The 20,922-nt window shown below is 70.1% G+C and carries 16 protein-coding genes; 7 read left to right on the top strand and 9 right to left on the bottom strand.

What is annotated here, in order from left to right; genetic code table 11:
• Positions 1 to 172: 172 nt before the first annotated feature.
• The 6 genes from ABZW60_RS08155 to ABZW60_RS08130 all read right to left on the bottom strand — a co-directional run bounded on the left by ABZW60_RS08155 (position 173) and on the right by ABZW60_RS08130 (position 6,151).
• The gene (locus ABZW60_RS08155; RefSeq protein WP_355475033.1) at positions 173 to 1,822 is read right to left on the bottom strand and encodes a cation acetate symporter; all 1,650 of its coding nucleotides are present in this window, start codon (positions 1,820 to 1,822) and stop codon (positions 173 to 175) included.
• Positions 1,819 to 2,163, bottom strand: a complete 345-nt coding sequence (locus ABZW60_RS08150) for a DUF485 domain-containing protein (RefSeq protein WP_355475032.1) — start codon at positions 2,161 to 2,163, stop codon at positions 1,819 to 1,821. The genes ABZW60_RS08155 and ABZW60_RS08150 overlap by 4 nt, the downstream gene beginning before the upstream one ends.
• Before the next feature lie 79 nt (positions 2,164 to 2,242).
• Complete coding sequence (locus ABZW60_RS08145) at positions 2,243 to 3,079, bottom strand: methyltransferase domain-containing protein (RefSeq protein WP_355475031.1); 837 nt, start codon at positions 3,077 to 3,079, stop codon at positions 2,243 to 2,245.
• 38 nt (positions 3,080 to 3,117) lie between these two features.
• A complete protein-coding gene (locus ABZW60_RS08140; protein WP_355475030.1) occupies positions 3,118 to 3,855 on the bottom strand; it encodes a glycosyltransferase family protein in 738 nt (245 codons plus the stop codon).
• Positions 3,843 to 4,658, bottom strand: coding sequence for a hypothetical protein (locus ABZW60_RS08135; protein WP_355475029.1), 816 nt, complete (start codon positions 4,656 to 4,658; stop codon positions 3,843 to 3,845). The genes ABZW60_RS08140 and ABZW60_RS08135 overlap by 13 nt, the downstream gene beginning before the upstream one ends.
• Positions 4,658 to 6,151, bottom strand: coding sequence for a class I SAM-dependent methyltransferase (locus tag ABZW60_RS08130; protein ID WP_355475028.1), 1,494 nt, complete (start codon positions 6,149 to 6,151; stop codon positions 4,658 to 4,660). The genes ABZW60_RS08135 and ABZW60_RS08130 overlap by 1 nt, the downstream gene beginning before the upstream one ends.
• Positions 6,152 to 6,252: 101 nt before the next feature.
• Here ABZW60_RS08130 and ABZW60_RS08125 point away from each other — a divergent pair, with 101 nt between their 5' ends.
• Positions 6,253 to 7,425 carry a transposase gene (locus ABZW60_RS08125; RefSeq protein ID WP_355475027.1) on the top strand — a complete coding sequence of 391 codons (1,173 nt, stop codon included), beginning with the start codon at positions 6,253 to 6,255 and terminating at the stop codon, positions 7,423 to 7,425.
• Positions 7,426 to 7,468: 43 nt separating this feature from the next.
• Here ABZW60_RS08125 and pseC read toward each other — a convergent pair whose 3' ends face one another.
• Positions 7,469 to 8,593, bottom strand: a complete 1,125-nt coding sequence (gene pseC / locus ABZW60_RS08120; protein WP_355475026.1) for a UDP-4-amino-4,6-dideoxy-N-acetyl-beta-L-altrosamine transaminase — start codon at positions 8,591 to 8,593, stop codon at positions 7,469 to 7,471.
• 1 nt (position 8,594) lies between these two features.
• The gene (gene pseB, locus ABZW60_RS08115) at positions 8,595 to 9,578 is read right to left on the bottom strand and encodes a UDP-N-acetylglucosamine 4,6-dehydratase (inverting) (RefSeq protein WP_355475025.1); all 984 of its coding nucleotides are present in this window, start codon (positions 9,576 to 9,578) and stop codon (positions 8,595 to 8,597) included.
• A 134-nt stretch (positions 9,579 to 9,712) separates the two neighbouring features.
• On the opposite strand from pseB, the gene ABZW60_RS08110 reads away from it, so the two are divergent.
• Positions 9,713 to 10,732, top strand: a complete 1,020-nt coding sequence (locus ABZW60_RS08110; RefSeq protein ID WP_355475024.1) for a spore coat protein — start codon at positions 9,713 to 9,715, stop codon at positions 10,730 to 10,732.
• On the opposite strand, the gene ABZW60_RS08105 is transcribed toward ABZW60_RS08110, so the two are convergent.
• Complete coding sequence (locus tag ABZW60_RS08105) at positions 10,725 to 12,953, bottom strand: hypothetical protein (RefSeq protein WP_355475023.1); 2,229 nt, start codon at positions 12,951 to 12,953, stop codon at positions 10,725 to 10,727. The genes ABZW60_RS08110 and ABZW60_RS08105 overlap by 8 nt on opposite strands.
• Positions 12,954 to 13,048: 95 nt before the next feature.
• Here ABZW60_RS08105 and ABZW60_RS08100 point away from each other — a divergent pair, with 95 nt between their 5' ends.
• The 5 genes from ABZW60_RS08100 to ABZW60_RS08080 all read left to right on the top strand — a co-directional run bounded on the left by ABZW60_RS08100 (position 13,049) and on the right by ABZW60_RS08080 (position 20,918).
• Positions 13,049 to 13,801 carry an N-acetyltransferase gene (locus tag ABZW60_RS08100; RefSeq protein ID WP_355475022.1) on the top strand — a complete coding sequence of 251 codons (753 nt, stop codon included), beginning with the start codon at positions 13,049 to 13,051 and terminating at the stop codon, positions 13,799 to 13,801.
• 62 nt (positions 13,802 to 13,863) lie between these two features.
• Entirely contained in the window at positions 13,864 to 16,125 is a 2,262-nt protein-coding gene (locus ABZW60_RS08095; protein ID WP_355475021.1) for a glycosyltransferase family 2 protein, read from the top strand.
• Positions 16,125 to 16,949: a hypothetical protein gene (locus ABZW60_RS08090; protein WP_355475020.1), complete on the top strand. Its 825-nt coding sequence runs from the start codon at positions 16,125 to 16,127 to the stop codon at positions 16,947 to 16,949. The genes ABZW60_RS08095 and ABZW60_RS08090 overlap by 1 nt, the downstream gene beginning before the upstream one ends.
• Positions 16,942 to 18,774, top strand: a complete 1,833-nt coding sequence (locus tag ABZW60_RS08085) for a hypothetical protein (RefSeq protein ID WP_355475019.1) — start codon at positions 16,942 to 16,944, stop codon at positions 18,772 to 18,774. Before ABZW60_RS08090 ends, ABZW60_RS08085 begins: the two co-directional genes overlap by 8 nt.
• Positions 18,771 to 20,918 carry a glycosyltransferase gene (locus ABZW60_RS08080; RefSeq protein WP_355475018.1) on the top strand — a complete coding sequence of 716 codons (2,148 nt, stop codon included), beginning with the start codon at positions 18,771 to 18,773 and terminating at the stop codon, positions 20,916 to 20,918. Before ABZW60_RS08085 ends, ABZW60_RS08080 begins: the two co-directional genes overlap by 4 nt.
• Positions 20,919 to 20,922 lie beyond the last annotated feature (4 nt).

The raw sequence follows: 20,922 nt of genomic DNA, 5'->3' as shown, positions 1-20,922 counted from the left end.
GGTGGGCGGGACAGGGAAGTGCCGCCGCACAGGGAGTTCAAAACTTTCGTGGGTTTGCTCAATTCTTGCGCGGCGATGGCTCATTGTTACGGCACCACTACGCGGGCGTCAACGGTTCGTGAACGACGAAAGGGCCGGCTCGCGCAGTGCGAGCCGGCCCTTTCGAGGACCGTCAGTGCTTGGCGGGACCCTCCGCGCCGGCGCCGGTCATCGAGCGGACCGAGAGCTCGTTGTACCGGGCCTCGCTGGACCGGTCCTTACCGAGGTACGTGCCGAGCACGCCGAACAGGAAGCCGAGCGGGATCGACACGATGCCCGGGTTCGACAGCGGGAACCAGGCGAAGTCGGCGTCGGTGATCATCGACGTCGGCTTGCCGGACACCACCGGCGAGAAGATCACCAGCACGACGGCCGAGATCAGGCCGCCGTAGATGCTCCAGGTCGCCCCCGCGGTGTTGAACCGCTTCCAGAACAGGTTGAACAACAGCGCCGGCAGGTTCGCCGAGGCCGCGACCGCGAACGCCAGCGCGACCAGGAACGCGATGTTCAGCTTCTGCGCCGGGATCGCCAGCGCGATCGACACCGCGCCGATCCCGATCGCCGCGAACCGCGCCACCCGCAGCTCCTGCTTCTCGGTCGGCTTCTGCTTGGCGATCACGTTCGCGTAGAGGTCGTGCGCGAACGACGACGACGAGGTCAGCGTCAGCCCGGCCACCACCGCGAGGATGGTGGCGAACGCGACCGCCGCGATCAGGGCGAGCAGGATCGCACCGCCGGTCGAGCCGGCGCCGCCGCCGACGGACTCGGCCAGCAGCGGCGAGGCGACGTTGCCCTTCGACTCGGCCACGGCCGAGCCCTTGCCGGTGTCCAGCAGCGCCGCGGCGCCGAAGCCGAGGGCCAGCGTCATCAGGTAGAACGCGCCGATCAGGCCGATCGCCCACTGCACCGAGCGACGCGCGGACCGCGAGTCCGGCACGGTGTAGAAGCGGATCAGGATGTGCGGCAGACCCGCCGTACCGAGAACCAGCGCGAGGCCCAGCGACAGGAAGTCGATCTGGCCGGTGAGGTCCTTGCCGTAGAGCAGGCCCGGCTGCAGGAACGCTTCGCCCTTCCCGGACTTCTCGGCAGCCGTGCCGAGCAGGTCGGAGAGGTTGAAATGGAACTTCACCAGCACCAGGAAGGTGATCAGCACCGTGCCGGCCATCAGCAGCACGGCCTTCACGATCTGCACCCAGGTGGTGCCCTTCATGCCGCCGATCGTCACGTAGATGATCATCAGCGCGCCGACCAGGACGATCACGCCGGCCTTCAGACCCTCGCTCTTGACCCCGAGCAGCAGGCCGACGAGCGAGCCCGCACCGACCATCTGGGCCAGCAGGTAGAAGATCGACACCACGATCGTGGAGGTCGCGGCCGCGGTCCGGACCGGCCGCTGCCGCATCCGGAACGCCAACTGGTCGGCCATCGTGAACCGGCCGGAGTTCCGCAGCAGTTCGGCGATCAGGAGCAGCGCCACCAGCCAGGCCACCAGGAACCCGATCGAGTAGAGGAAGCCGTCGTACCCGTAGAGGGCGATCGAGCCGGAGATGCCGAGGAACGACGCCGCGGACATGTAGTCGCCGGAGATCGCGAGGCCGTTCTGCGCGCCGCTGAACGAGCGCCCGCCGGCGTAGTAGTCGGCCGCGGTCTTGTTCTGCCGGGACGCCCACCAGGTGATGTACAGCGTCACGGCGACGATCGCGGTGAACAGCGAGATGGTCAGCGTACGGTTGCCCGGCTCAGCGGCCAACGGGAGGGCGAGCGGGACGAGCAGCGCGTTCACCGGCGACGCTCCCTCTTGTACTTGGCGTTCAGGCCGTGGGCGAGCGGGTCGAGCTTGCGGTTGGCGAACCGCCCGTACAGGGCCGCGATGAAGAACGTCGACACGAACTGCAGCAGGCCGAAGACCAGCGCGACGTTGATGTGCGAACCGCCGATCTTGTGGCTCATGAAGTCCCGCGCCCAGTTGTTGCAGGCGACGTAGGCCAGGTACCACGCCATGAAGGCGATCGTCCAGGGCACCACGAAGTTCCGGTAGCGCCGCTTCAGCTCCTTGAAGTCGGCCGCGTCGTGGACCGCTTCGTACGCGCGGGCGTCCCGCTCGTGCACCACTTTCTCGTCCATGAGTTCCCCTTCACTGGACCGAACAGGTGCACGTTAGCCGCAAGTCGCGCATTTGTGACCTACTGCAACCAAAAAGTTCTCAGAGGTGCGGGGCGACCGGGCCGTCGATCGTGCGGCGGTAGTTCGCGAACTCGCTCGGGTGGGTGCGGAAGCAGCCGGTGAAGTACGGCATCCGCAGCGGCTCCGGGGGCCGGGCGGTGTGCTCGTAGATCAGGTCGATCTGGTCCAGGACCTGGTCACGCCGGGTCTCCTTCAGGACGGCGACCCGCGAGTGCGACCGGGCCAGCTGCCGCAGGCCGTTGCGGTCGAGGTCGTGCCAGTGCCGGAAACGGGCCTGCTCGATCATCGTGAACAGGTTCGACTGCTCCAGGATCGGCGCCGGGTCGAACCGGTCGCTGCCGCCGAACCCATCGCCCTGCATCACCTGGAAGAGCCGGCGGACCCATGGCACCACGGTGTCGGCGTTGTTCCAGAGCAGGCCGAGGACGCCGTTCGGGCGCAGCACCCGGGCGATCTCCGGCAGCGCGCGGGCATGGTCGAACCAGTGGAAGGCCTGTCCGACGATCACCGCGTCCACCGACGCGTGCGCGAGCGGGATCGACTCCGCGGCGCCGACCATCGTGTCGATCCCCGGCCGCCGGCGGCAGATCTCGAGCATCTCCTGCGAGGGGTCGACGGCGATCACGTCGTGGCCGAGCCCCGCGGCGACCGCGGCCAGCTTGCCGGTGCCGGCGCCCAGGTCGAGCACCTGCAGGCCGCGGCCCGGGCCCAGGATCCAGATCAGCGCCTCGGCCGGGAACGTCGGCCGGCCGGCGTCGTACGCGTCCGCGACGGCGCCGAACGACGTGGCCCGCGCGGCGTGCGCGCTGGTGTCCGGGGCTGCGGCGGAGTCCCCGGCCGGATCATTGGTGGTCATCACCGTAAATCATGCCGTAGCAGACAGCGGGAAGCCTGCTACTCGCCGAGTTTCTTCTGTTCGATGTGCGCGTTCAGCGCGGCCAGCTCCGGGTGCTCGTCCAGGATCGCGACCAGCTCGGCGCAGCCCAGCCGGGTCGCGTCGAAGTCCTCGATGAGGGCGTCGAGCAACTTCCAGTCGTCCGCGGTGTCGAGGGTCAGCCGGTACTGCGCTCCACCGCCGGACCAGGGCAGGTTCAGCAGGCGCATCTCGCCGGACCGGTTCTGGTGCAGGTACGGCGTGACGTGCTCGCGGTCCGCCTTGAGCGTGGCCTTCGCCTCCGCGTCGTACAGCCGGGCGGTCGAGAAGATCTCGAAGTCCATACCGCGCGGGTAGGTTCGCTCGAGACAGTTCGAGATGTACAGGTCGGGGTCGTTCTCGGCGCGCCACCGATCGACGCCCGCGGCAACGATCTCCGGATCGATCAGCGGGCAGTCGGAGGTGACCCGGACGAGGGCGTCCAGGTCGTGCTCGCGGGCGGCGCCGGCGAACCGGCTGAGGACGTCGTCCTCGCTGCCGCGGAACACCGGGATGCCCAGCTCCGCGCACAGCTGGGCGACCAGGTCGTCGTTGAAGTTCGTGGTGGTCGCGACGATCACCGGCAGGCCGGTGCGGCCCAGCCGGTCGAGGTGGTGCTCGAGGTACGAGCGGCCGGCGACGGCCAGCAGGACCTTGGCCGGCAGCCGTGTACTGGTCACGCGGACCTGTGTGACGATGCCGATCTTCAGCTGTTCCATCGGAACATCTCCCGGATTTCTGCGGGTCCGGCGACGTGGTCGACGCCCAGTTCGGTGTCGGTGAACTCACGGGCGACCGCGGCCGGTACGTACGGCTGGTCCATCTCCGGCCACAGGCGCTTGATCCGCGCCTGACCGCCGAACGACGGGTGCTCGTTCTCCAGCACCATGGGATCACCGTAGACCCCGGCGCCCAGCCCGAGCGAGGCGCCGTACAGAACGGCGGAGCTGAGCCGGTTGGAGGCGACCCGCTCGTGCCTGCGCAGCTCGCGCAGTTGCTTGAGCAGGAACTTGGCGTCGGTACGCCGCCAGTGCAGGCCGCGGTAGCCGTGCGTGATGACCCGGAACCCGGCGTCCTTGTAGACGTTGCGGATCGCGGGCTTCTCGTATTCGTTCCAGTACAGGCAGACGGTCACCGGGCCGGTCTCGTGCTCGTTGATCGAGGCAACGATCCGGCCGTGGTCGCCGAGCACATGCTGGCCCTCCCAGCCGTGGAACGGGTAGAAGATGGTGCCCTTGGCCCGCTTCTCCGGGGTCGCCAGCTCGGGGTGGGTGCGCAGCAGGTACAGCCAGACCGAGCCGATCACCGAGTAGTTGCGCAGGCCCAGCGCGTGGCCGCGGCGGCGGACGCTGTCGGACCAGACGAACTTCGGCATCCCGGGCGCGAAGTTCGTGCCGTGCGCGAAACCGTCGAGGATGTTCCAGCCGTGCTGCAGGTAACCCCAGATGCGCGGCGGTTCCGGGAGGCCGGCGTACGTCGCCATGATGTTGGCGTGGCCGTAGAAGTGGTTGGCGTGGTGCATCAGCGCCGCCGGACCTTCCGCAGGACCCGCTCGAGCCGACGGCGGATCACCCGGGCGGGGTTCATGACCGCGTGACCGACACGGTACGGCCGGGACCGGCGGATTCCGCTGACCGTGCCCTCGAAGAGGATCGCGCGGGCGCTGGCGTGCGCGAGTTCGTCGGCGAGGCGGGCAACCGTGGCGAGCTGCTCGGCGCTGCCGCGCGGGCGGATCACCTCTTCCGGGCTGAACTCCTGCTCCGGCACGGTGATCCCGGCCATCGCCGCGAGCCGTCCCGTCAACGCGTGTGAGTCGGCGGCCGCGGGCCATGGTTGCCGCGAGCCACCTTCCAGCGTGCGCTGTGCGAACCGCCGAAGGTGCTCGACGACGTCCAGCTCCTGCGGCTCCCCGAACAGCCGGTACGTCGACCCGTCGAAGATCACGTTGTCCGGCGAGCCCGCACCGCCCGCACCCAACCAAGCCACGTAGCCGGGAATCACCCGCCGAAGCTCGGCCTGGTCGTCAGCGCGCAGGGCCAGCAGAAGGTGCTCCTCCAGCAGAACACCTTCGCCTGCGGGTACGACGCCTTCGGGCAGGACGGCAGGTCCCTCGGCGCCGACCAAGAAGTACCACGCAGGCGCGAGCTCGAACGCGAGCTCCGCTGCAGCCGCGTCGAGTACCACCCGGTAAGGATCCATCAGCACGGGACCTTCGTTGCACGCAGCAACGGCCCGCGCTGCGACCACCGCCGCGAATCCCTCGACCGAGCTGACCGCGACCTCGGCCCGAACCAGCGACGGAAAGACCGCATACGCCCGCCCCCACACCTGCGCGGCGTCCGCGGTGGTCCCGGCGACCCACGTGGTCCCGGCGTCCTCGGCGATCACCGGCGTCCTGGCGACACCGGTGGGTTCGGCGGTGTTGAAGCCGGCTGCTTGGAGGGCCGTCAGCAGCGGCTTGAGGCCGGCTGGGGCGCGGTCCGCGGTGTCCCGGGCCCAGTCCTCGTCGCGCGGAAGCGCGGCGGTGATGTCCGGCTGGATCAGTCGGTCGAACCCGAAGGTGTTGGTGGCACCGAGCAGTAGTCGCCCGCCGGGCCGGAGCCGGCCGCGGAGGCGGTCCAGCGCGTCCGCCCACGGGAAGTTCGCCGTGTCGGGTCCGACCAGCCGCTCCAATCCGTCCAGCGCCACGATCACGTCGTACGACTCACCTTCCGCGGCGGCGAAGCGGTCGACGGAGCCGCAGAAGACCTGCCCCTTGACGCCGTCGAGCAGTTCGGCGAGTTCCTCCGCGTCCGGCGCGGAGCGGACCAGCAGATCGGCGGACGCCACCTGGGAGGCGACAGCCGACACCAGCTCGACGGCGTGCGGACCGGCGAGCAGGACGGCGTCATCGGCGGTAAGGCTGGCGGCCAGGAGTGCCGCGGCCGCGGGTCCGGCAGCCGCCGGACGGGCGTCGCCCGGCCGCAGATCCGACCAGTTGAGCATCTCCCCGCCGATCAGGTTCGATCGGGTCACCGCCGGCCTCCGGAGATGCCGAGTCGCTCAGAGTCGAGTGGAATCCGGGCGGTCGAGCGACGCCTCAGGATTTGTCGGTGGTGCATGGAATGGTGCCTTCTGTGAGTCGTTACCGCCTGAACCCCACCATGAAACAGGTTGATGGGCTGCTCAAACACTGTGAGCATGCCAGATACCTGTGGAACCTTGCGCTGGAGCAGTGGGGTATGTGGGTTCGGGAGCGGGGTCCCACGCCAGGTTTCGTTGAGCAGTGCCGTCAATTGACCGAAGCGCGCGTGGCGGAAGCCTGGCTCGCGGAGGGCTCGCAGACCGTGCAACAGCAGGCCCTCCGGGATTTCGACCAGGCCAGGAAGAGGTACTTCGACGGCGCGAATCGGCGACCGACGTGGCGAAGGGCGGGCGTGCACGAAGGTTTCCGCATCGTCGGCCCGGCGGCTCAGCGGGTTGAGAAGCTGAACCGGAAATGGGGACGGGTGCTCGTCCCGAAGGTCGGATGGGTGAGGTTTCGGTTGACCCGGGCGCTGCCGGCGGCGAAGTCGTACCGGATCACGCTGGACCGGGTCGGCCGCTGGCACATCGCGTTTGCCGCCATCCCGCGCCAGGTTACGGGTCCGGGTACCGGTGGGGTTGTCGGAATCGACAGAGGCACCGTGGTGTCGGCTGCCCTGTCCACTGGGGAACTGTTGTCCTGCCCCGGGCTCACGAGGCGGGAACGGGCGCGCGTGGAGCAGTTGCAACGCGGTCTCGCTCGCTCGACACGAGGCGGAAGTCGGCACGCAAAGATCAAGGCGGCCATCGCTCGGCTCAGGGCCCGCGAAGTGGACCGCCGGACGAACTGGGTCGAGCACACGACCACCGATCTCGCGCGGCGGTTCGACGTGATCCGGGTCGAGGACCTCAAGATCCGTGCGATGACGACGTCGGCGAGGGGCACGATCGAGCAGCCCGGTCGACATGTGCGCCGAAAGGCCGGACTGAATCGAAGTATCCTCGCCAGCGGTTGGGGCAAGTTGGTGGCTCGGCTGGAGCAGAAGGCGCCTGGGCGCGTCGAGAAAGTGAGTCCTGCATACACATCGTTGATCTGCAGTCTCTGTGGGCACTGCGCGCCGGAAAGTCGCGAGAGCCAAGCGATCTTCCGCTGCGTCGTCTGCCGATATCAGCTCAACGCGGATGTGAATGCGGCCCGCAACATCGCGGCCGGACGGGCCGTGATTGCACGCCGAGAGACCAGTGTCTCTGCGAAGCGTGAACCTCAACCTGCTGCCTCCCCGTAGCTGGGCTGGAATCCGGGCTCCCGAGGACCCGGAGGACGTCAAGTTAGCCAATCAGGTTCAAGAGTGTTTCGATCACCCGGTCGACGTCACTGTCGGTGAGGTCCGGGAAGAGCGGGAGGGAGAGTTCCTCGGCGTAGAAGCGTTCGGCGTTCGGGCACTGGCCGCGCCGGTAGCCCTGGTGGGCGAAGACCGGGTGCCAGTAGACCGGGATGTAGTTGACCTGGACGCCGATCCCCGCCGCGCGCATCGCCTCGAAGACCTCGCGGCGCCGGCCGCCGAGCACGCGGACCGGGTACAGGTGCCACATCGGGTCGACGCCGGCCCGCTGCACCGGCGTCCGCAGGCCGTCCACGTCGGCGAACGCCGCGTTGTAGCGCGCAGTGATCTCCGCCCGGCGGCGCTTGAACTCGGCGAGCCGGCGCAGCTGGGACAGGCCGAGCGCGGCTCCGAGGTCGGTCAGGCGGTAGTTCACGCCGTACTCGTGGACTTCCTGGTGCCAGGGCCCTTCGTCGGTGAGTTCGAAGCGGGACGGGTCGCGGACCAGACCGATGAAGTGGAACTCGTGGGCGCGTTGGGCCACGGCCGGGTCCTTGCAAACGACCGCGCCGCCCTCGCCGGTGGTCAGGTTCTTCGTCGGGAAGAAGGACATCGTGGTGACGTCGGCGAGGTCGCCGACCGGGTGGCCGTACGCCGAACCGCCGACGGAATGCGCCGCGTCGGCCAGTGTGCGAGCGCCCACTCGATCGGCCAGGGTCTGCAGCGCCGGGTAGTCGGCGGCTTGACCGGCATAGTCGACCGCGGCGATGACCTTGGTCTGCGGGGTGAGGGCGGCGGCGACAGCATCAGGGTCGAGGAGGGCGGTGTCCTCCTGGATGTCGGCGAAGACGACCTTCGCGCCGAGCATCGCGGCGCAGGAGGCGGTCGCCACGAAGGTCATCGGGGTGGTGACGACCTCGTCGCCGGGGCCGAGGCCGAGTGCGGCGTAGGCGATGTGGAGCGCCGCCGTACCCGACGTACAGCTCACCGCGCGGTGGCCGCCGGCCAGTTCGGAGATCGCCTGCTCGAACGCGGTGACCGCGGGACCGGTGGTCAGCCAGTCGCCGCGCAGTACGGCGCTGACCGCCTCGATGTCCTCCTCCGCGATCGACTGGCGCCCGTACGGCAACACGTCAGACGTCGCTCTCGAGGATCTTGCGGATCTCCTCGATCGAGTACCACTGGTCGTTGGTGTCGGAGGCGTAGTGGAAGCCGTCCGGCACGGGCGTCCCGTCGGCCGGCGGCTGGTAACCCCAGGTGGCGAGATCCGGCTGGAGCACGAAGCGGTTGCCGAGCGCGAGCGCACGGCGGCCTTCCTCCGGACTGATCATTTCCTCGTGCAGCTTCTCGCCGGGGCGCAGGCCGACGTCGTGCATGGCCGCGCCGGGCGCGATCGCCTCGGCCAGGTCGGTCACCTTCATCGACGGGATCCGCGGCACGTACAGCTCGCCGCCGGTCATCAGGTCGAACGAGTCGACCACGAACTCGACCGCCTCGGGCAGCGTGATCAGGAACCGGGTGCAGCGCAGGTCGGTGATCGGCAGCGGCTGGCCGCTCAGGTGCAGCGCGCGGAACTTCGGGATGATCGAACCCCGGCTGCCCATCACGTTGCCGTACCGGACGACGCTGAAGCGGGTCTCGTACGCGGCCGCGTAGTGGTTGCCGTTGATGAACAGCTTGTCCGCGGTGAGCTTGGTCGCGCCGTACAGGTTGATCGGGCTGGACGCCTTGTCCGTGGACAGCGCCACGACCCGCTTCACGCCGGAGTCGATGGCCGCCTCGATGACGTTCTGCGAGCCGACCACGTTGGTCTGGACGAACTCCCACGGGTTGTACTCGCCGCTGTCCACCTGCTTCAGCGCGGCCGCGTGGACGACGTAGTCGACCTTGTGCATGGCCCGGTTCAGCCGGGCGCGGTCGCGGATGTCACCGATGAAGAACCGCAGCCGCGGGTCGTCGCCGAACGACTGCCGGACCTCCCACTGCTTCAGCTCGTCGCGGCTGAAGACGATGATCCGCCGCGGGTTCAGATGGGTCAGCGCGTGCCGTACGAAGCTCCGGCCGAACGACCCGGTACCTCCGGTGACCAGGATGTCGGAGCCGGTAAGAATTGACACGCGAGCGGGACCCTTCTGACGGACAGTTCCGAACCGCACACACGCGGTGCGGACCTCGAAACAATAGCTGCCCGATTCCGGGCCTCCTCAATCCACCGTCTCAGCACCGCATCATCAAACGTACGCTGGGCGGCGTGAAACGCGTCGGGGTGCGGTGTGATGTCGGGCCGGGCCGGGGGATCGGGCATGTGATGCGCTGCCTGGCTCTCGCGGAGGAGGTACGGCGGCGCGGGGCCGAGTTGGTGTTCGTGTGCGACGCGCACACCGTGCCGTGGGCGGCGGAGCAGATCGCCGCCCGCGGGATCCCGGTCGAGCGCGCCGTGTGGAGCCCCGACGAACACGTGGAGCTCTTCAATCGGCTGAAGCTCGACGGGGTCGTCTTCGACTCCTACGACCTCGACGCGTCGGTCTATCCGGCGGTCAGGGCGTGCCTCCCGACGCTCGCGATCGTCGACGGCGACTTCCGCGGCGCCGCGGCGGACGTGCTGGTCGACCAGAACCTGGCCGCCGAGCTCCACCACCCGGACCTGCCGCGGGATGCCGTCCGTCTCGCCGGCCTGCGGTACGTGATGATCCGCGACGAGATCCTCGACCACCGGCCCGCCGCCCCGCCGGATGACCGTCCCAGCGTCGTACCGCGGGTGTTCGCGTTCTTCGGCGGCACGGACGCGTTCGGCGCCGGGCCGTACGTCGCCCGCGCCCTGGCGGCGACCGGTCTGCCGTTCGAGGCCACCGTGGTCGCGCCGGCGCCGGATCTGGCCGCGCAGCTCGCCGCGGTCGAGCTGCAGCCGAACCAGCGGCTCGACGTCATCGGGCCGACGGATCAGCTGGCGTCTCGCGTCCGCGAGGCCGATCTGACCATCAGCGCCTCGGGTACGTCGACCTGGGAGCTGCTCTGCCTCGGGGCGACCGCGGCGCTGGTGTGCGTGGTCGACAACCAGGTCATGGGCTACGAGCGTGCTGTCGACACCGGCGCGGCCGCCGGGCTCGGCTTGTTGAGCGCGTTGCAGCAGGACAGTTCGTCGGCGGACCAGGTGCTCAAGCGGTTGCTCAGCGATCCGGCTGAGCGTGGCCGGTTGGCGAGAGCAGGCTGGCAGCTGGTCGACGGCCGCGGGCGTGAGCGAGTCGCCGACGCGCTGCTGGGTCTCACCTGAGCTCGTAGATCGTCGCGTCCAGCGTGGCGTGCCGTAGGCGGACGTAGTTCCGGAGCGCCGGCGACACTGTGCCGGCCCTGTTGTCGGCGTACAGCCAGCGCACCCCGGCCTGCCGCAGTCGCTCGATCGCGGCGGGTGTGGGCGCCTTGAACGCGAGGTCGTTGGCGATCAGCTCCTCGCGGTTCCAGTACGGGATGAGACTCGGGTTGCCGTCGTTCTCGAGGGCGATCCGGTTCGCCTGGTTGGAGTACGACCAGCCCTCGATCAGCACCGGTCGCTCGGACAGCGCGGCGAGCCAGAAGTGCCGGCTGTCGCACAGGCCGTCGCGTTCGATGATGCAGTGCGCGTTCGTCGCGACCAGGTCGCCCGGCGCGCTGTTCCGCCGCAGCCACTGTGCCGCGCCCGCCTCGGCCGCCGTCGCGCCGCCGCGGAACGGATGGGCGAAGACCAGGTTCGAGGCCTTGTCCGACACGAATCCCTGCAGCGGGACGAGGGCCGCGCCGATCATGCAAGCCGCGACGGCCGCACCGACCAAGGCGACGAGGAAGCTCCCCGGTCGCCGGGCCAGTTTCCAGCCGACAGCCACCAGCACTGCGACAGCCGCCACGGCAACAGCGGTCCACACCCACGGGCCCTTGATGCCGCGCAGGTCGGTCGACTGCGAGCGCGCAACCGCCAGCGCGATCAGGCCGCCAAGCCCGGCAACGCCGACGAGCACCACGGCCCGCCGGTCCCCGAGCCGCCCCACCAGGTTCGCCAGGCCGACAGCCGCGAGTACGGCGACGACCGGGAAGGCCGTGCGCAGGAAGTACAGCTGGCTGACCCCCGACTGGGTCGTCAGCACCGTGCCCAGTAGCCCGGCGACCGCGACCCCGGCGAGGAACACCGCACCGGTGTCGCGCCACCGCCGGCCGAGGAAGAACAGCCCCGACGCGGCCAGCGCCCAGCTCAGCAGAGTCGTTGCCCCGGACAACAACTGGGCGTGCGGGTTCGACACCAGCATCGGGTACGGCGCCAGCTGGACGAACGTCTCGAACGGCTTGATCCGCGTCCCCCAGGTGCTGCCGCCGAAGATCGCGATCAACGCGGCCACGAACACCGCGAGCGACAGCAATCCGCCGAGGAACGCCGGCCGCGTGCTCTTCCGCGCCAGCCCCAGGTGCAGGAACGCGAAGGCGAAACCGATGCCGACCAACGGCAGGATCGTCGACTTCGACCCGGCCGCGATCAACGCGAGCAGGACGAGCAGCACCCACCGGCTCCGCGGTCTGCCGTCGGCCCGCAGCAGGTCCATCGCCACCACGCAGAACGCCAGCGTGATCAGGACCCCGAGGTTCTGCGTCGGGCTCAGGTACGCGGCCACGGCGGTCGAGATCCCGCCCAGCCCGGCGCTCGCGAGCGGCTGCACGGCGCCACCGATCCCGGCGACGAACACCGCCAGCGGCCCGGCCCACGTGGCACCGGACTCGGAGGTCGGCGCCAAGCGGCTGGTCAGCGCGAACACCAGCCCGCAGCCCGCGAGGAACAGCGGCAACCAGCTCAGCGCATGAATCAGATCGGTCAGGTCGATCCGCGTCCCCCACTGGGTCGCGGCGGTCGCCTGGTGGAAGAACGTGTGGTACTTCATCGGCTCGCCGCCGAGCCACAGCGTCGAGATCGGTACGTCGTACTTCGCGCTCGCCGCGAGAGCCTGCTGGAAGGCGAGGTCGGGATAGGCGCGGAGCGGATCGGTGTACGCCGGCAGGAACTGACCCGGCCCACGCCGGTACACGATCAGCAGCACGACCGCGGTCGACGCGGCGAGCAGCCAGGCCTGCGCCGGACGCACCGGTCGCTCGACCCGCCGCCACACCCGGGCTCGGGCGTCGCTGTCCACGAATGCGATCACTAGGACGACCGGGGCCCAGACCCACGACCACGCCTGCAGCCCGATGGACGCGCTCGCCAGGTAGACCAGAACCTGGCCCGCCGTCCCGACCGCGAACCCGGCGGAGAGGTCCTCCACGAGGTTGCGTCCGTATCCGCCGATCAGCCGCCAGAGCGCGAACCCGGGCAGCGCGACCGCGATCGCTGTGAACAGCACGAACCGGACGACCTCGAAGACCGTCGCCTGCAGCGCGAGCAGGACGATCGCCAGCACCACGACCGAGAGCCCGGCGACCAGACCGGACAGCGAAGGCCCCGCGGTCCGCGGCCCCCGCCGCCTCGCTTTCGCGCGCATGTCGTAACAGTAATGTGAAATCAGTCGCGCCACGAATGCAACGTGTCACTCCCCGTGAAGCCGGGAGGCCGGCGATGGCCTAAGCTCGACGGCCTATGAGTTGGTACGACGCGCTGGAGACCGGTGAGCTGACCGTGCGGCCGTCCGTGGATGCGGCGAAGCGGTTCGGGGTCTCGATCGACCGGATGTCGGTGTCCGCCTCGGCCGGGACGCCGCTCGCCGACGTGCTGGCCGCGGTCGAGAAGTCGACGGCCGACGTCATCGTGTTGCGCTACCCGGCGCGCGAGACCACCTGGTTCGCAGCGCTCGCGGCCGGCCCGCGCCGGGCGCTGCTGGCCGACACGGTCACCGGCTGGGCGCTGCCCGTGGGCAAGGGCCGCAGGCCCGCGCCGCTGGCCGGTTTCACCGCGCAGCTCGAGCCGGAGGTCGACGACGACCTGGTGGACGACCTGGTCGCGGACGTCTTCGGCGACTCCGGCAACCACTACTGCGCCGACCCCGTGTTCGACCGGGCGCTCGCGCTGGCCGGCCGGCAGGAGTGGGCCCGGCGGCGGATCGGCGTGGCGGGCGCCGTCGTCCTGCGCGGCCCGGACCGGCGGGTGCTGGCGCTGGCGGCCGTCGACGAGCAGCGCTCGTGGACCGAGATCCAGCTGGCCGGCGTCGTGCCGGCCGAGCAGGGCCGCGGCCGGTACGGTCACCTGCTGGCCGCGATCGAGGACACCTGTACGACGCGGCGCCTGGTCGTCAGCACCCAGGCGCATCAGATCGGCATCCAGCGGATCTGGTCCCGGTACGGGTTCGAACCTGTGCATAACCTCCTGACGGTCCACCTCGTTGCCGCTACGTAGATCTTTGCCGCCGCATCGATCTTGGCGACCGCGAGGGAGGGCACACCGGAGTGACGCCGCGGTTGAGCGTTGTGGTGCCCTTCTACGGCGTCGGCGAGTATCTCGGTGACTGCCTGGACTCGATCGCGCGGCAGGCGTGGTCCGACTTCGAGGCGATCCTCGTCGACGACGGCTCGCCCGACGACAGCGCTGTCGTCGCGAAGGAGTTCTGCACCCGGGACCCGCGGTTCCGGCTGATCCAGCAGGACAACGCCGGCCCCGGTCCGGCCCGGGACGCCGGGATCCGCGAGGCCACCGGTGAGTACCTGGCGTTCGTCGACGGCGACGACCTGGTCTCGCGGTACGGCTTCGCCGCCCTGGTCCGGACCCTCGACCGCACCGGCTCGGACTTCGCCGGCGGCAACGCGCGGCGGTTCAACAACAGCTTCGGGGTCCGGCCGTCGTGGCTGCACAAGCAGCCGTTCGCGCGGGTCCGGCACGCGACGCACGTCACCGAGTTCCCCGATCTGGTCCTGGACCGGATGCTCTGGAACAAGGTCTACCGCCGGTCGTTCTGGACCGAGCACGGCTACACGTTCCCGCCGATCCGCTACGAGGACTATCCGGTCGCGCTCAAGGCGCATCTGGACGCGGTCACCGTGGACACCATCACGCAGGCCGTCTACTACTGGCGCGAGCGGGAGTCCGGCGAGTCGATCACGCAGCAGAAGTTCCAGCTCGGCAACATCCGGGACCGGGTGACGTCGGCCGGGATGGTGATCGACCTCGTCGAGGACGCCGTACCGGTGGTCCGCCGGCGGACGCACGCGCACCTGGCGCAGATCGACGTCCTCACGCTGATGTCCGCGTTCGGCACGGTCCCGCCCGAGGACGAGCAGGCGCTCGTCGACCTGTCCCGCGAGCTGCTCGGCCGGCTCGACAAGGACGTCCTGGCGGCCACCCACCGGTACGACCGGATCCAGCACGCGGCGCTGCGCTCCGGCGACGTCGAGTTGCTCCGGCGCCTCGCCGTCTTCCGGAACTCGGGCGGCCTCCGCGGCGGGGCGCGCGCCGTGCAGCGGGCCTGGCGGCTCGAGTACAACTATCCGGGGCTCGGTGAGCCCGTCGTGCCCCAGGCGCTGTACAAGCTGCGCGACCAGGATCTGACGCTCGCGACGAGCGTCCGCGAGGTCAGCTGGATCGACGGCAAGCTGTCGGTCAAGGGCACCGCCGAGATCCGTCACCTGGAGACGTTACGTACGTCGACCCTCGAGATCGCACTCACCGTCGGCAAGACGACGTACCCGCTGGACGTCCGTCGGTACGACGCGTTGGACCTGCACGGTGACAAGACACTCGTCGGGTTCGAGGTGCTGCTCGACCAGGACGTGCTCGGCCAGTGCACGGGCGCACCGGCGCACTTCGAGGTGCGGATGCGGTCGGGACGGCGCGAGCGGAAGGGCATGCTCGGCGGTCAGGGGCCGGGGAGCCCCGGGTGGCCGCCCGGCGCCTGGATCGACCCGGCGAACTGGATCCAGCCCGGGCCCGGGACGCGCGGCTGGTTCTCGCTGCGGCGGCTGACGGATCCGTGCCGGCTGACCTCGGTCGAGCAGACCGGCGACGAGCTGGTGCTGCATGGCACGGCGTCGTTCGACGACCCGGAGCTGTACCTGAGCCGGCCGGTCGTCGGTGGCGAGGCAGAGATCCCGCTGGAGATCGACGGGCGTGACTTCACCGCGCGGGTGCCGGTGCGGGACATCCTCGCCGCGGCGAACCACGACGACCCCTTCGGCCAACGCACGACGCGGGTGTTCCGCGTCCGCGGGCCCGAGGGCCAGCAGCGCGTGCTGTTGTGGACCGCGGGCGACGCGGCGGTGTCGCGGGTTGTGGACGAGCGGGTGGTCACACTCACCCGCTCGACCGGCGGCTACGTGAACCTGCACGAGTCACCGATCCGCACGACCGCCGGCCGCGCTGTGATCGACGGCGACACGCTGGTGGTGAGCGGCTCGGAGAACAGCGACGTGACGTTCAGCTGGCGGCGGTATCTGGCCGACTCCGACGAGCACCTCGACGTCGCCTGCCGCCGGACCCGGACCGCGGACGGCTGGTCCGCCACGGTCGACGTCGCCGCGCTGATCCCGGTGACCGCGGTGCAGGTCTCCGTCGACCCGCTGGCGGCGCTCGCCGACTGGATCCTCTTCGCAACATCCGCGGACGGGACCGCGCACGCCGTCCAGTGTGAGCCGTTCCTGTGCAGCCGGTTGCCGTTGGCAATCACTCACGAGAGCCACGCGCTCGCCGTCCGACCCCACGCCGGCACTCTGCATGTCGAGGTGCGCTGATGCATCACCACAACCACTACTACGGCCAGACGCACATCCTGTCGCGGTACGCCGGGTTCGATTTCGACCACCCGCCGCGGCTGCGGGGGTACCTGCAGCACGGGTGGAACATCGGCTGCGGGTGGAACCCGGTGCACGAGTTCTACGACGGCGCCTGGCGGTTCACCTGGAGCGACGCGCCCAGACGCCGCGGGCACGCGCTCGGCCGGCGGAACTACCACAGCATCGGCGCCCCGTTCCTGTACCTGACGGAGCTCGAGCCGGAGCCCGCGGAGCCGGTCGAGCGCGAGGGAACGCTGTGGTTCCTCTTCCACGGATGGGAGGGCGGCAAGATCCACGGCGACCACCAGCGGCTGATCGACGAGATCCGCGAGACCGAGCCCGGCCCGGTGACGTTCAGCCTGTACTACACCGAGTACGACCGGCCCGAGGTGCGCGGGTTCTACGAGGACGCGGGCTTCCGGGTGGTGTCGTTCGGGCGCCGCGGCTTCTCGTACGAGGGGACCGACCGGCGGTTCCTGTTCAAGCAGCTGGCCGAGCTGCGCAAGCACAAGCGGGTGGCCGCGAACCGGCTGTCGACGGCGATCTTCTACGGCGTCGCGGCCGGGTGCGAACCGGCCGTGTACGGCGACCCGATGGAGATGGACGGCGAGAACCCGCTGTTCGGCGGTCAGGGCCGGATCGAGCGGCTCTGGCCGGAAATGCTCGGAAAGACCGTCGACCTGGACGCCGCCCGGGCGACCGCCGACCTGGAGCTCGGCAGGCCCTGGATGATGCCGCCCGCGGAACTGCGGTCGCTGTTCGATTGGAGAGAGCGTGTCTGAGGTTCAGGTGGTCCGGGGCGAGATGCAGCCCTGGACCGATCACACGACGCCGCGGCCGGCGCTTGCCGCGCTGCTCGCCGACGTCGTCCCCGCCAACCGGCGGACGCTGATCCTCGGGCCGCATGCTCCGCAGCTGGTCGAGGCGGTGCTCGCGCACTCCGCGGACGTGACGATCCTGGTCCGCTCGGTCGCCGACGCACAGCGGCTGGGCGAGGACTTCGGTCCGTGCCTGCAGGTGATCGCGGGCGCGCTGGACGGGCTGCAGGTCGAGCCGTACGACGTGATCATCGCGAGCGACGGGCTGGACCGGGTGCTGGGGTACGACAGCGCCGACCTGTCGTGGACCGCACGCCTGGCGGCGCTGCGCGCACTGGCCGGCCCGGGCGCGGTCGTCGTCCTCGGGCTGGAAAACGAGTTCTCGCTGGTCAACCTGCTGGACAGCAGGCCCGCGCACGAGCGCCACGGCGACGACGAGTGGCGCCCGCTCCACGACGACCCGACCCGCCCGGTCTCCGTCGACCAACTGCGCGCCGCGCTCCCGTGGCAGGCCGAGGTGTACGCGGACTTCGCGTCCCGCACCTACGTCCGCGCCGACGTCGCCGCCGCCTCCCGCCCCGGCGAACTCCCCACCCGCCTCGCCGGCGCCGCGCTCGACTCCCTCGACGTCCCCCTGCTCTCACCTGCCGCCGAGGGCCTGGACACAGCATCCCGAGCGGGCCTGCTGCCGGGCGTTCCCACCGGCTGGCTGGCTGTTGTAGGAGCACAGCCCCCACACGACCTCTACGCCCAAACAGCCGAGACAGTCCTCACCGCCACCCAGACCCTGACGGGCTGGGACATCGCTCTAGCAGAAGCCACAACCGCGCCGTCGGGGATGGCGCCCGGCGCCGCGCGCTCCCACGCGGATGGGGCTGCGGCGCCGACCAGCGCCAACCCGTCCGACGGCTCTTCCGACGCCGGCCCGTTGGACAGCTCTGGCGGCGCCGGCTTGGCCGGCGGAGCCGTCGGTGCCGGCCCCACTGAGGTCGATGGGGTGGAGCTGCTGGCGTTTGATGCTTCGGTTGTTCCTGGCGCGATCCCCTCCGGTGTGTCGGTGGAGAGTGTGTTGCTCCGGCTGGCTGCTGCTGAGGACGTACCTGGCTTCCGGAAGGTGGCTGCGGAGTTGGGGGAGTGGGTGACCTCCTCCCGCGTGATCGTCCGCTGGGACGACGTCATCTTCGACGGCGAATCCTTCGCGCACGGTGTGTCCGGCTGGGTGGCCGAGGAAGCCGTCGACAAGGAAGACCTGCTGGCCGCGGCCTGGATGCGGTTCCACGAGCGGTTGGTGGGGCAGCACCGGCGGCACCCGTGGCCGCCGTGGATGGTGGGTGACGACCTCGTCTCGGCGTGGCTCGGGATGTCCGGGGTCGAGCCGCCCGAGCAGACCCAGGCGACCTCGCCCGACACCGTCCCGGCCACCGGGGAGCAGGTTGCCCGGGGCAAGGAACTGGCCGCCGCGCTGACCGCCGTACTGGAGACCGGCAGCACCACGGTCGACGTCCGCACCGCGCTCGCGGAAGCCGAAGGGGTCAAGCACGAGCTGTTCGAGCTGAAGGGCCACGTCTACGGCCTCGAGCGCACGCTCGGCTTCCGCAACAAGGCGATGAAGACCCGGGAGAACCGCATCCGCGAACTCCGCGGCCAGCTCCAGCGGCTGACCACCGCGCACGACCGGATCCGCGACTCCCGCACGTACGCCGTCTCGCGGGTGATCTTCCACGCGGCCCAGGTCCGCAAGCCGAAGGTCGTCGCCCGCAAGCTCGCCCGCCGGATCCGGAAGCGGTGAAGCGGCCGCGCCTGAGCGTGGTAGTGCCGTTCTACAACGTGGGGGCTTACATCGGGGACTGCCTGGACTCGATCGCGCGGCAGACCTTCGGCGACTTCGAGGCGATCCTGGTCGACGACGGGTCGCCGGACGACAGTGCCGTGATCGCGAAGGAGTTCTGCGTCCACGACTCCCGGTTCCGGATCGTCGAGCAGCAGAACGCCGGCCTGGGCCCGGCACGCAACACGGGCGTCGAGCACGCGACGGGTGAGTACGTCACGTTCGTCGACAGTGACGACCTGGTCACCCGGCACGGATTCGGGTTGCTGATCCGGGCGCTCGACCGGACCGGCTCCGACTTCGCCGGCGGCAACGCACGTCGGTTCAACAACAGTTACGGCGTCCGGCCGTCGTGGCTGCACGCACAGGCGTTCACCGCCGACCGGCTGGCCACGCACATCTCCGAGACACCGCAGCTGGTGCTGGACCGGATGGTGTGGAACAAGGTGTACCGGCGCTCGTTCTGGGACGAGTACGGCTACCGCTTCCCGGCGATCCGGTACGAGGACTATCCGGTCACCCTCAAGGCGCACCTCGACGCGGTCACCGTCGACACCCTCGCGGCGCCGGTGTACTTCTGGCGCGAGCGCGAGTCCGGCGACTCGATCACGCAGCAGAAGTTCCAGCTCGCGAACATCCGCGACCGGGTGGTGTCGGCCGGCCTGGTGCTGGACGAGGTCGAGGACGCGCAGCCGGATATCCGGCGGCGGGTGCACGCGCACTTCCGGCAGATCGACCTGCACTCGATCCTCTCGGCCTTCGGGACGGTCCCGCCGGAGGAGGAGCAGCACCTGGTCGAGCTCACCACCGAGCTTCTCGACCGGCTCGACCCGGACGTGCTGGCGAACTCGCCCCGGGTCGCGCAGCTGCAGTTCGACGCGTTGCGCGCCGGGGATCTCGCGCTCCTGCACAAGGTCGCGCTCGAACCGGACACGGCGCAGGACCATCTGCAGCTCACCAAGACCGACCTGACGATGGCGACCGGCGTGCGCGAGGTGACCTGGATCGACGGCGACCTGTCGGTCCGCGGCACCGCCGAGATCCGGCACCTGCAGTCGAAACCGTCGAGCCTCCGGATCGATCTGGTGATCGCGGGCCGCAGCCACCGGCTTCCGGTCCGGCGTTTCCCGGCGACGGACCTGCGCGGCGCGGAAAACCTGGTGGGGTTCGAGGTCCGCGTCAGCCGCGAGCTGCTGGCCAGGTGTACGGCGGGCCCGTCGCACTTCGACGTACGGCTGCGGGTCGGCGGGATCCGGCGGCGCGACCTGCTGCGCGGGCAGAAGGCCGGGAGTCCGGGATGGCCGCCGGGCGCGTGGATCGACGCGACGAACTGGATCCAGCCCGGTCCGGGCAAGGACGGGGCGTTCGCGATCCGGCGGCTGTCGGACCCGTGCCGGTTGACGTCGGTCGAGCAGACGCCGGACGCGTTGATCCTGCACGGGCGGTCGGCGTTCGACGAGCCGTCGTTGTTCGTCAGCCGGCCGCTGTCGGGTGGCGAGGAGGAGTTGCCGCTCGAGGTGCGCGGGCGGGACTTCACCGCGCGGTTGCCGATCGGGCCGATCCTCGCCGAGGTCAACCCGGACGACCCGTTCAGTCAGCGGACGACGCGTGCGTTCCGGGTCCGCGGGCCCGAGGGACGCGAGCAGGTGCTGCTGTGGACGGCGGGCGACCGGCTGGTGTCGCATGCCGAGCGCGGTCGCGCGGTGATGCTGACCCGGTCGACCGGCGGGTACGTGAACCTGCACGAGTCGCCGATCCGGATGACCGCCACCGCTGCGGTTGCCGCAGGCAACATGTTGGTGGTGCGCGGGCCGGACTGGGGTGACGTCGACTTCAGCTGGCGGCGGTATCTGCCGGACTCCGACGACCCCGTCGACGTCGCATGCCGGCGGACCGTGTCCGACGACGGCTGGGCCGCGGTCGTGGAAATCGCCGCGTTGGAGCCGGCCGAATGGATCCTCTTCGCCACCCTCCCCGACGACACCTCCCACGCCGTCCAGTGCGAACCGTTCCTCTCCAGCCGCCTCCCCCTCACCGTCAACCGCCCACCACACACCCTCACCGTCCGCCCCCTAGCCGGCACCCTCCACCTCGAGGTCACCTAGTCAA

This window comes from Kribbella sp. NPDC003557 (assembly GCF_040610805.1).
GTDB lineage: Bacteria > Actinomycetota > Actinomycetes > Propionibacteriales > Kribbellaceae > Kribbella.
Note: the sequence above shows the minus strand (reverse complement) of the source record. Positions and strands in the feature narration are given on the sequence as shown.

Bases quoted from the DNA above. Each gene is read 5' to 3' on its own strand.
- ABZW60_RS08150 (WP_355475032.1), bottom strand. From the start codon at position 2,163: ATGGACGAGAAAGTGGTGCACGAGCGGGACGCCCGCGCGTACGAAGCG.
- ABZW60_RS08145 (WP_355475031.1), bottom strand. From the start codon at position 3,079: ATGACCACCAATGATCCGGCCGGGGACTCCGCCGCAGCCCCGGACACC.
- ABZW60_RS08140 (WP_355475030.1), bottom strand. From the start codon at position 3,855: ATGGAACAGCTGAAGATCGGCATCGTCACACAGGTCCGCGTGACCAGT.
- ABZW60_RS08135 (WP_355475029.1), bottom strand. From the start codon at position 4,658: ATGCACCACGCCAACCACTTCTACGGCCACGCCAACATCATGGCGACG.
- ABZW60_RS08105 (WP_355475023.1), bottom strand. From the start codon at position 12,953: ATGCGCGCGAAAGCGAGGCGGCGGGGGCCGCGGACCGCGGGGCCTTCG.
- ABZW60_RS08100 (WP_355475022.1), top strand. From the start codon at position 13,049: ATGAGTTGGTACGACGCGCTGGAGACCGGTGAGCTGACCGTGCGGCCG.
- ABZW60_RS08090 (WP_355475020.1), top strand. From the start codon at position 16,125: ATGCATCACCACAACCACTACTACGGCCAGACGCACATCCTGTCGCGG.